10 protein-coding genes and 1 pseudogene are annotated in these 10245 nt (G+C 65.5%); 7 read left to right on the top strand and 4 right to left on the bottom strand.

The genetic code is table 11. The features are described from left to right. Positions 1-322: 322 nt before the first annotated feature. Genes AX735_RS16790 through AX735_RS16780 form a run of 3 tightly spaced genes read left to right on the top strand, consistent with a single transcriptional unit; the run spans position 323 to position 4567 of the window. Positions 323-1036 carry a response regulator transcription factor gene (locus AX735_RS16790; RefSeq protein WP_066282540.1) on the top strand — a complete coding sequence of 238 codons (714 nt, stop codon included), beginning with the start codon at positions 323-325 and terminating at the stop codon, positions 1034-1036. Next, complete coding sequence (locus AX735_RS16785) at positions 1033-2358, top strand: FecR domain-containing protein (RefSeq protein WP_066282535.1); 1326 nt, start codon at positions 1033-1035, stop codon at positions 2356-2358. The genes AX735_RS16790 and AX735_RS16785 overlap by 4 nt, the downstream gene beginning before the upstream one ends. After that, a complete protein-coding gene (locus AX735_RS16780; protein WP_156447531.1) occupies positions 2351-4567 on the top strand; it encodes a CHASE2 domain-containing protein in 2217 nt (738 codons plus the stop codon). Before AX735_RS16785 ends, AX735_RS16780 begins: the two co-directional genes overlap by 8 nt. On the opposite strand, the gene AX735_RS16775 is transcribed toward AX735_RS16780, so the two are convergent. The 4 genes from AX735_RS16775 to AX735_RS16765 all read right to left on the bottom strand — a co-directional run bounded on the left by AX735_RS16775 (position 4564) and on the right by AX735_RS16765 (position 8035). After that, positions 4564-5103 carry a hypothetical protein gene (locus AX735_RS16775; RefSeq protein WP_066282523.1) on the bottom strand — a complete coding sequence of 180 codons (540 nt, stop codon included), beginning with the start codon at positions 5101-5103 and terminating at the stop codon, positions 4564-4566. The two genes, AX735_RS16780 and AX735_RS16775, sit on opposite strands and share 4 nt — an antisense overlap. Continuing rightward, positions 5100-6356, bottom strand: coding sequence for a M20/M25/M40 family metallo-hydrolase (locus AX735_RS16770; protein ID WP_066282520.1), 1257 nt, complete (start codon positions 6354-6356; stop codon positions 5100-5102). Before AX735_RS16770 ends, AX735_RS16775 begins: the two co-directional genes overlap by 4 nt. Before the next feature lie 135 nt (positions 6357-6491). Beyond that, complete coding sequence (locus AX735_RS26000) at positions 6492-6665, bottom strand: hypothetical protein (RefSeq protein WP_167348196.1); 174 nt, start codon at positions 6663-6665, stop codon at positions 6492-6494. Further along, on the bottom strand, positions 6662-8035 hold the full coding sequence (locus AX735_RS16765) for a class II 3-deoxy-7-phosphoheptulonate synthase (protein ID WP_066282545.1): 1374 nt from the start codon (positions 8033-8035) through the stop codon (positions 6662-6664). The genes AX735_RS26000 and AX735_RS16765 overlap by 4 nt, the downstream gene beginning before the upstream one ends. Positions 8036-8181: 146 nt before the next feature. Here AX735_RS16765 and AX735_RS16760 point away from each other — a divergent pair, with 146 nt between their 5' ends. The 4 genes and pseudogenes from AX735_RS16760 to AX735_RS16745 form a co-directional block, all read left to right on the top strand. After that, positions 8182-8682: a YbgC/FadM family acyl-CoA thioesterase gene (locus AX735_RS16760; RefSeq protein WP_066282518.1), complete on the top strand. Its 501-nt coding sequence runs from the start codon at positions 8182-8184 to the stop codon at positions 8680-8682. Further along, positions 8679-9380 (top strand): protein TolQ, encoded by a 702-nt coding sequence (gene tolQ / locus AX735_RS16755; RefSeq protein WP_066282511.1) that lies wholly within the window; start codon positions 8679-8681, stop codon positions 9378-9380. Before AX735_RS16760 ends, tolQ begins: the two co-directional genes overlap by 4 nt. Further along, positions 9380-9841 (top strand): protein TolR, encoded by a 462-nt coding sequence (tolR, locus tag AX735_RS16750; protein ID WP_066282508.1) that lies wholly within the window; start codon positions 9380-9382, stop codon positions 9839-9841. Before tolQ ends, tolR begins: the two co-directional genes overlap by 1 nt. Before the next feature lie 32 nt (positions 9842-9873). Beyond that, positions 9874-10245 (top strand): annotated as a pseudogene (locus tag AX735_RS16745) (cell envelope biogenesis protein TolA); the annotation flags it as partial.

Raw genomic sequence — 10245 nt, 5'->3', positions numbered from 1 at the left:
GGTCCGTAGAGGCGGGCGTAAAACCGCCGATCGTCAGGCCGTCTACCGGGCTGAATATCTCCCGATTACCTTCCGGAATGGCCACACCAAAAGTGGAGTAAATATATCCAATATCAACTTTGCTCGGGTTCATCTTATCCTCTGATGTCAATTCTTGATCGGTTTGGATGCGCAAAGTCCCGGAATTCCGCCGCCCTGAGACCATCCGCGTGTAAAGCTATGTAAAAACGTATACGAGGGGACTCGCCAATTACCGCAAAAACAGGCATTTGCATGCTTAACAAGAGTTAAGACCAATCCGGGCGCATGTCGGGGGAATTTGATGCGCATCGCAATCGCGGATGATGACGCAGGCAGTCTCGCCTTTCTTGAAAACGTTGTCATTGGCATGGGTCATATCTGCGCCAAATTCGGCGACGGAGAAAGGCTGGCGGCTGCCCTGTTGAGGGATACGTTCGATCTTGTCATGCTGGACTGGAACATGCCTGGCAAGTCCGGTCTGCAGATCGTCGAATGGATGCAGACGACGGTCGAGAGCCCCCCGCCGGTGATCATGCTGACCGCGCGCACCGCCAAGCGCGACGTCACCGATGCGCTCAATGCCGGGGCCGACGACTATATCTGCAAGCCCGAGGAGGAAAGCGTGATTGCCGCGCGCATCGCAGCGGTGCTGCGGCGCACGCATGGCGGCGCGACAATGGAAAAGATCGCCGAGTTCGGCGGCTATCGCCTCGACCGCATGGCCCAGACGATCCGCCATGATGGCGCCGATATCGTGCTCACCGCCAAGGAATTCGAGCTGGCCGACCTGCTGTTCCGCAACCGCGACCGCACGCTGTCGCGCGCGTACATCATGGAAACGATCTGGCGCACGAGCGCCGATCTCGCCACGCGCACGCTGGACATGCACATCTCGCGGGTCCGATCGAAGCTCAGTCTCAAGCCGGAAAACGGTTTTCGCATCTTCACCGTTTTCGGCTATGGCTATCGGCTCGAAACGACTGATCCATCCAAGGACCCTGAAGCAACCGGATGACCCTGCGTGCCGCGCCGACGTTCTGGCTGATGTTGCTGATGCTGCTCGCCGGCGGCCTGGCCGTGGCCGGGCCAGCGGTGGCACAGGTGCGCGATGACGACACGGTCACCTATACCGTGCGCAAGGGCGACACGCTGATCCAGCTGGCCCGCGATTACATGCTGCGCGAGACCGACTGGAAGGAAGTCCAGCGGATCAACCGCGTGGCCGATCCCTACAAGCTGCCGATCGCCAGCCAGCTGTCACTGCCGATCCGTCTGCTGCGATCGCGCCCGGCCAGCGCGACGATCGCCGCGTTTCGCGGCCAGGCGCTCGCATCGGTGGCCAATGCTCCACTGCGCAGCGTTGCCATGGGTCAGGCACTGGGCGAAGGCGCGCGCGTGACCACCGGGCCTGCCTCCTCGCTCTCGCTGTCGCTGACCGATGGTTCGGTCATCACCCTGCCGTCCAACAGCGCGCTGAGAATCGGGCGGCTGCGCAAGCTGCTGATCACCGACAGCATCGATTACGACCTGACGCTGGAGACCGGATCGGCCCGTAGCCGTGTTACGCCGTTCCGCAACCGCGACGACCGCTTCCGCCTGCGCAACCCGATCGCAGTATCTGCCGTTCGCGGAACCGATTTCCGCACGCATTTCGATGCCGGCACCGAAACCTCTCGATCCGAGCTCATCGAGGGCGGCATTGCGCTGAAGGCGAGATCGGCCGAGGAGACACAGCTCGCGCCCGAGTTCGGCGCGGTGATCGGCAGCAGCGGCGCTATTGCCGTCGAGCCCTTACTGCCCGCGCCGCAACTGATCGGCGGAGCAGGTGTCCAGCGCGCTCCGATGGTTGCCTTTACGGTGCAGCCCGTGGCCGGTGCGCAAGCCTATCGGTTGCAGATAGGCCGCGACAGCGGTTTTGTGGACATTGTCGAGGATGTGTCCGGCAACAGCCCGGATTTTACTGTGCCCTCGCTCGGGAATGGCCGCTATTTTGCCCGGTTCACGGCGATTGCCGCATCGGGACTGGAAGGCCTGCCCGGCACCATCGCCTTCCGGCGGAGGCTGGCCACCGCCACCCAGCCGGCGGTGCCCGGTCAGGATGGCTATGTCTTCCGATGGATTGGTTCGGGCGAGGGCATGCGGCGCTACCGCTTCCAGTTGCGCCGCGAGGACAGCCCGAGCTGGCTGGTCGATGAAGCGGGGCTGGCCGGATCTTCGATCATCTTGAGCGACCTGTCGCCAGGCCGTTACCTCTGGCGGGTCGGCACGACGACGCACAGCGAAGACGAGACCGATACCGACTGGACCGCGATGGAGAGCTTCGTCCTTGGTGAATGAGCCGAGGAAGGGCGCAGCTGGCGGATCGGCAGGATTGCGCCGTCGCTTCCATATCGAGTGGGTCTGGGTCACGGCGCTCTCGTCGGTGCTCGTGATCGCCGCTTTGCTCGGTGGCTGGACGCGCCCCGCCGACGATCTGCTCTACGATGCCGCGATGCGCGCTGCCCCGGCCGAAGCCGATCCGGATATCCTGATCGTCGCGATCGACGAGCAGAGCCTGGCCGCGCTGGGCCGCTGGCCTTGGCCACGCCGCCTGCATGCGGAATTGCTCCAGCAGCTCGCCGATGCGGGTCTGCAATCGGTAGCGATGGACCTGCTGCTGACCGAGCCTTCCGCCGATGACCCTGCGCTGGCCGAAGCCATGCAGCGCCTCGGCGTGCGTCTCCCGGTGCAATTCCTCATCCCCGGTCGCAACGGCCAGGCGTTCGAGCGGATCGATCCGGTGGACGCACTTGCCAGGAGGGCCGCTGCCATCGGCCATGCGAACGCGCAAATCGACGCCGACGGCACCGTGCGCGCTGCGGCGCTGTGCTTTTCCGCCACGGAAGATAGCGCACCGCTGCCGCACCTGATGGCACTGCGCGGACAGGCCGCCGATTGCGATGCGGCACGGCGGCTGCGCTTTGCTCCACCCGAAAGCTTTGCGACCATTTCCTATGTCAGCGTGCTGCGCGGCGAGGTGCCGCAAGCTCTCCTCGCCGGCCGCAGGGTGCTGATCGGCATGACAGCGCAGGGCCTGGGCGATCGCTATCCGGTGCCTGTATCCGATGGCGGCAACATGCCGGGGGTGGAGATCAACGCGAACATCGCCAACGCCCAGTTGCAGGATGGCTGGGTGCATTCGCTCCCGCGCCCGCTGCAGATCGCCCTCGCGCTTGCTCCGGCCTGGCTGCTGATGCTCGGCTTCTGGCGCATCCGCCCGCGCGCCGCGAGCCTGCTCGCGATCGGACTGATGCTGGCGACACTGATGCTCAGCACTGCGGCACTGGCGGCGAACTGGTGGATCGCGCCCTGCCCCGCACTGCTGGGGATAGCGCTTGTCTATCCGCTATGGGGTTGGCGCAGGCTGCAGGCGACCAGCGATTATATGCGCAGCGAGCTCGCCCGGCTCGAGAACGAAGAGTCGCTTCCCCTCACCCGCTCCATGGCAGGCGATAGCGACCATGTGACCCGTCAGGCCGAACAGCTGGCCGGCGCGATCGCCCAGTTGCGCGATCTCAAGCGGCTGGTCGGCGATGCGCTGGCGGGCTTGCCCGATCCGGCCCTGGTCAGCGATCTGGCGGGTCGTATCGTGCTCACCAATGCTGCAGCAACGTCCGCTTTCGGCGACGGGCTGCTCGGGGCGGAGGTCGATAGCCTGCTTGCCGATATTGCCGAGGCGGCAGCACGCAAGCCGGTCGCGGCCTATCTCGCCAACCCGGACAGCGGCCATATCGAGTTCGAGGCAAGCGACGGCCGCGCGTTCGTGCTGCGCCGCGCTGCGATTGTCGGGGCCGATGGGCAAACGCGCGGGAGGATCGATTATCTTACCGACATCACTGTCATCGCCCATGCGCGGCGCGAGCGCGAGCGGGTGCTACAACTGCTGTCGCATGACATGCGCGCGCCCCAGGCTGCGATCCTGGTCCTGCTGGCGACAGATGGTGACACGGTCGACCGAGCGCGCATCGCACGGCATGCGCGCCAGACGCTAACCCTCGCCGACAGCTTCGTCGATCTCGCCCGCATGCAGGAGCGGGGTTTCGATCCCGAGCCGGTGATCGCGGCGGACCTTGCCAGCGAGGCCGCCGACAGCCTGTGGCCGATCGCCCAGCAGCGGGCTGTGCAGATCCGCGTCATCGACGAAAGCGACTGCGCCTTTGTCGCTGCCGAACGCGAAAGCCTGTTCCGCGCCATCGTCAATCTGATCGACAATGCGGTGAAATACAGCCCCGATTCCGGCACGGTCACGGTGCAGATAGAACGCGTGTCGGGGCAGGTGCGGCTGAGCATTCGCGATCAGGGCAAGGGCATCAACCCGGCAATCATGCCGCACCTTTTCGAACGCTTTGCCAGCGAGAACGCCGGTCACGCCGTCAAGGGCATCGGGCTGGGTCTCAACTATGTCGCGGCCGTGGTGCAGCGCCATGGCGGCGCGATTGCTGCGCACAATGCTGCAGACGGCGGCGCGGCATTCGAGCTGACGCTGCCGCTGGACGATCCCGACTAGCGCGTGCCCTTGCGCGCGATCTGGACGCTGCCCGGGCCGACATCCAGCCGGTCGACGGCAGCGCTGACCAGATGCGGCAGGCTGTCGGTGAGCCGCGCCCTGCAGTGAAATTCGGAAGCGTCGCTCGCAAAGGCGACATCGCCCGTCACGCGCTCGGTCAGCGTGATCGTCAGCCGATGGTCGCTTCTGGCGCAGCCGCTGTTGTTGCTGCGATCCGCTGCCGGGGCGATGGTGCCTGCAACCTTGCCCAGATCATCGCCGGCCTTGACCGCGATGCTCGCCGGACGTTCGGCCAGCGTCACCGCGAGCAGATAGTCCCCCCCTGCCTGCTGGTTCCAGCCGCGCTGGCGCAGTGCGGCTGCGACCATGTCGCGCGCCTGGCCGGGAAAGATGTCACCGTCATCGGACATGGCGACCAGTTCGAAGCTGGCGCGCGGCGGCAGCGGCCGCGGCGCGGTGGCATCGACCCGCGTCACCACCGGCGAGGCGCATCCCGCCAGCAACAATGCCGCGACCAGCGCCGACGCGCGGATCATTTCTTCGTCCAGTCGAGATTGGCCACCGCGACCACCAGCGCCAGACCGGACGAGAGCCCGTTGATGAACGCGTTGCGCTCGATGTTAACATATTCATCGACCGAATGCGCGCGGCCACCGCCGCCGCCCGAACCGATGGTGATCGCCGGGATGCCCAGGCTCATCGGAATATTGGCATCGGTCGAGGAGGCCTGGAGCTGCGTTTCGAAGCCATGATCGGCGAGCACCTTGCGGCTGGTGACGACCAGCGGATGGGTATCCGCCGTGCTGCCCGCGGGCCGGTCGCCGATCCGCTTCTTGTCCGCCGCGATCGTCCCGACATTGGTCGAGCGGGCATAGTTTTCCGCCGTCACCGCCTCGTCGACGATCGCCAGGAAGCGCTGCTCGAGCCGGTCGAGCGCCTTGGGATCGGGCGAGCGCATGTCGACCTGAAGCTCGATCCGGTCGGGGATCGAATTGACCGAGGTGCCGCCCGATACCACGCTGGCGGCATAGCTGGTGCGCGGGTTCGCGGGCACATCGGTCTCGTAAAGGCGGCGCACGGTATCGGCCATCGCGACCATCGGGTTGACGATGCCGAACGCGCCATAGCTGTGCCCGCCGGGGCCGGTGAACGCGACATTGTAGCGCTTGGAACCCACCGCCTGGTTGACGATGCGCGACGGATCCGACCCGTCGACCGAGACGAACGCGGCGATCCGGTCCTTGTAGGCGTTCTTGGTGAACAGGAAGCGCACCCCGCGCAGATCGCCCGGTCCCTCCTCGCCCACTGTCGCGACGAACAGGATGTCGTGCTTCGTTTCCACCTTGGCGGCGTTCATCGCGCGAATCCACGCGAGCAGCCCGGTCAGGCCGACCGTATCGTCACCGACGCCCGGTGCGTTGAGCGTATTGCCCTCGCGCCGAACCTTCACATCGGTGCCCTTGGGAAACACGGTGTCGAGATGCGCGGTGATCGCGACCAGCGGCCCGCCCGCCGGGGCCGTACCGCGCCTTATGCCGGTGACATTGCCCTCGGCATCGATCGCGACCTCGGCGAGCCCCAGCGCCTTGAACTGCTGCTCGAAATAGGCCGCACGCGCCTGTTCGCCGAACGGCGGCGCGGGGATTTCGGTGATGGTGATCAGTTCCTTGACGATCCGGTCATAATCGCCCGCCAGCGCGGTCTTGGCGGCAGCGGCATCCTGCCCGAATGCAGGCGCGACGAGGCTGGCGCTGAGCGCGAGCGTGGCGATGAAACGGCGGATGGTCATGTGTTCCCCTTGCTCAATCCTGACTCCCCTCCCTGCAAGGGAGGGGTTGGGGGTGGGTAATGCGTCCAGGCGCAAACGTGGCGCAGACGACCCACCCCTGCCCCTCCCTGGCCAGGGAAGGGACCACCTTGTTTATCAATCCCGCGTCAGCAGGAAGTACACCACGTAGAACCACGAGAAGAAGCCGTGGATGATCGCCCAGAGCACCGATTTGTGCGCGGTATAGCTGATTGCGATGGCGAGCGCGCTGCCAAAGCCGACGCCGTTGCGGACGACCTCCTTCTGGACGATGACCCGGCGTTCGCTCATGCCGCCTTCCGGGTGGAGGCTGCGACCTCGGCATTCAGCATCTCGGCCACCTCGAAGGCGACTTCGAGCGACTGGGCGGCATTGAGCCGCGGGTCGCAATGCGTGTGATAGCGGTCGCCCAGCGCCTCGTCGGTGATCGCGATCGCGCCGCCGGTGCATTCGGTGACATTCTGGCCGGTCATCTCGATATGGATGCCGCCGGCATGCGTGCCCTCGGCGCGGTGCACAGCGAAGAAGCCGCGCAGTTCGGCCATGATCCGCTCGAACGGCCGCGTCTTGAAGCCGCTCTCGGACTTCACGACATTGCCGTGCATCGGGTCGCACGACCAGATGACCGGATGGCCTTCCTTCTTCACCGCGCGCACCAGCGGGGCGAGACCTGCTTCGACCTTGTCGTGCCCGAAGCGGCTGATCAGCGTCATCCGGCCCGGAATGCGCGCGGGGTTGAGCGTGTCGAGCATGTTCAGCAGCGCATCGGTGCTCAGGCTCGGCCCGCACTTGATGCCGATCGGGTTGCCGATGCCGCGCAGGAACTCGACATGCGCCGATCCCTCGAAGCGGGTACGGTCGCCGATCCACAGGAAATGCGCCGAGGTATCGTACCAGTCGCCGGTCAGCGAATCGCGCCGGGTCATCGCTTCCTCGAACGGCAGCAGCAGCGCCTCGTGGCTGGTGTAGAAGCTGGTGCCCTGAAGCTGCGGCACGGTATCGGTGCTGATGCCGCAGGCGCGCATGAAGTCCATCGCCTCGCTGATCCGGTCCGCCGTCTCGGCATAGCGCTCGGCCCAGGGGCTGCGGCCCATGAAATCGTGCATCCACTGCTGCACCTGCTGCAGGCTGGCATAGCCGCCGCTGGCAAAGGCGCGCAGCAGGTTGAGCGTCGCCGCGCTCTGCGAATAGGCGCGGACCATGCGCGCGGGATCGGGCTCGCGCGTTGCCGCCTCGAACTCGATGCCGTTGATATTGTCGCCGAAATAGCTGGGCAGCTCGATTTCGCCCTGCTTCTCGGTCGGCGCGGAGCGCGGCTTGGCGAACTGGCCCGCCATGCGGCCGAGCTTCACCACCGGGCGCTTCGAGGCAAAGGTCATCACCACCGCCATCATCAGCAGCACGCGGAAGGTGTCGCGAATGTTGTTGGGGTGGAATTCGGCAAAGCTCTCGGCGCAATCGCCGCCCTGCAGCAGGAACGCCTCGCCAGCGGCGACGCGCGCGAGTTCCTTCTCCAGGCTGCGCGCTTCGCCCGCAAAGACCAGCGGCGGATAGGTCTTGAGCGTGGCCTCGGCATCGGCCAGCGCAGCGGCATCGCGATACGCCGGGATATGCCGCGCCTCATGGGTTCGCCAGCTATCGGGGGTCCACTTGCCTGCCACGTCATTCACTCCAAAATATCTCCGGCAAGGTACGCCGGGCCGCGCCCCATAGCAATGTCGGGCGCAAAATGCAGCAGCCAATTGGCACTAATGTTCCAATGCGGGCAGCCAAGCCTTGCCTTTGATGTCGCAAAGACTCTAAGCGGATGGCCATGGTTCCTCCCGACATCATCCCGTTCGCTGGCCGGTTCGAGGGGCGCACGCACTATTTCGCGCTGCGCGTCTATTTCGAGGACACTGATTTTTCAGGCATTGTCTATCACGCCAATTACCTGCGCTATCTGGAGCGCGCCCGTTCGGACATGCTGAGCGGCCTCGGCATCGACCAGCGCGGCACGTTCGAAACCGGCAATGGCGTCTATGCGGTCGCCGACATGGCGCTCAAGTTCGTGCGCCCGGCCAAGATGGACGATGCGCTGATCGTGATGAGCCAGGTCACAAGGCTGCGCGCTGCGGCGTGCATCATTCATCAACGAGTCATCCGGCGCAGCCAATCTGTCGTCGAATCGTTTGAGACACTGCTGGAGGCAGAGGTTACCGCTGCCTTCATCAACCCCGAGGGGCGCCCCATCCGCCAGCCGCGCGCCTGGGTGGAGGCGTTCAACACCATCCTTGCTACCGACCAGAAAGATCCGTCCCCGCTATGATCGATACCATGGGCCTGACCCCCGATGCCGTCACCCTGTCGCCGCTCAAGCTGTTCATGCAGGCCGATCTCGTCGTCAAACTGGTGATGATCGGACTCGCGCTGGCCAGCATCTGGACGTGGACGATCATCATCAGCTTCGGGCTGAAGATCGCCAAGATCGGCAAGGACAACACCGCCTTCGAGCAGGATTTCTGGAAGGCGGGCGATATCGACGCGTTCTACAAGGCGCGCGGGCACGAGAAGCTGCCGAGTGCGCGCGTGCTCGCCGCCGGTGTCGCCGAGTGGCGGCGCACCACCAAGGGCCGCGTCACCGATCGCGACGGCGCGCGCCAGCGGCTCGCCACCGCGATGCAATCGAGCGTGGGCCACGAGATCGACACCCTTTCCGATCGGCTGAATTTCCTTGCCACGGTCGGATCGGTCGCACCGTTCGTGGGCCTGTTCGGCACCGTATGGGGGATCATGCGCAGCTTCACCGCGATCGCCGCCGAGCAGAACAGCTCGCTCGCGGTCGTCGCGCCAGGTATTGCCGAGGCGCTGTTCGCGACCGCGATCGGCCTGTTCGCGGCGATCCCGGCGGTCATCGCCTATAACCGCTTCTCGCACCGGCTGAACAAGCTGGAGGGCAAGCTCTTCCGCTTCTCCGACGCGTTCCACGGCGAACTCAGCCGTGAGCTCGAAAAGGACAGCTTCTGATGGGCATGTCTGTGGGACCTTCGGGCGGAAGCGGTCGGCGGCGCGGCGGTTCGCGCGCGCCAATGGCGGAGATCAACGTCACCCCGTTCGTCGACGTGATGCTGGTGCTGCTGATCATCTTCATGGTCACCGCGCCGCTGCTGGTCGCGGGCGTGCCGATCGACTTGCCCGACAGCCGCGCCAATGCGCTGGAGCAGGAAAAGGAACCGGTGCAGATCTCGCTCGATGCCGAGGGCCAGGCGTTCATAGACGATGCGCAGGTCAGCATGGACGACCTGCCCGATGCGCTGGAGGCGCTGCGCAAGCAGCGCGGCGAGGACAATGGCGATGCCCCGCAGGTGATGCTGCGTGCCGATCGCTCGCTCGATTACGGCAAGGTGATGCTGGTGATGGGCGAGCTGAACCGCGCAGGCCTCAACCGCGTATCGCTGGTCACCACCGGTTCATCCGACCGCCCATAACCGGCCAGGCAGAAAGGCTTACGAGCACAGGAATGGAGAAAAGCGAGCGTCTTGGGCTTTCGGTGGCAGTGGTCGGCCATGTCGCGCTGTTTGCTGCGCTGTCGCTGGGCATTGCCAGCCGCAGCGAACTGAAGATGCCGGTCAAGCCGATCGAGGTGCAGCTGACCGACGAGGTGGGGCTGGAGTCCGAATCGCCCACGCCCAATGTCGAGGCCGCAACCGCAACCGCGCCCGAGATTGCGCCGACGGTCGAAAAGGCCGCGCCCGCCGCGACGAGCGAGCCCGAACCCGCGCCGCCGCCTCCGGTCAAGCGGCCCGAGCCGCCCGCGCCCAAGGCTATCGAACGCCCTGCCCCGCCCAAGCCCAAGGCTGCCGAGAAGCCGCGCCCCGCGCCGGTGCCCAAG

The sequence above is a fragment of the Blastomonas sp. CCH1-A6 genome, from assembly GCF_001556365.1.
GTDB classification, from domain to species: Bacteria; Pseudomonadota; Alphaproteobacteria; order Sphingomonadales; family Sphingomonadaceae; genus Blastomonas; species Blastomonas ursincola.
This window is presented reverse-complemented; position numbering and strand designations above follow the sequence as displayed.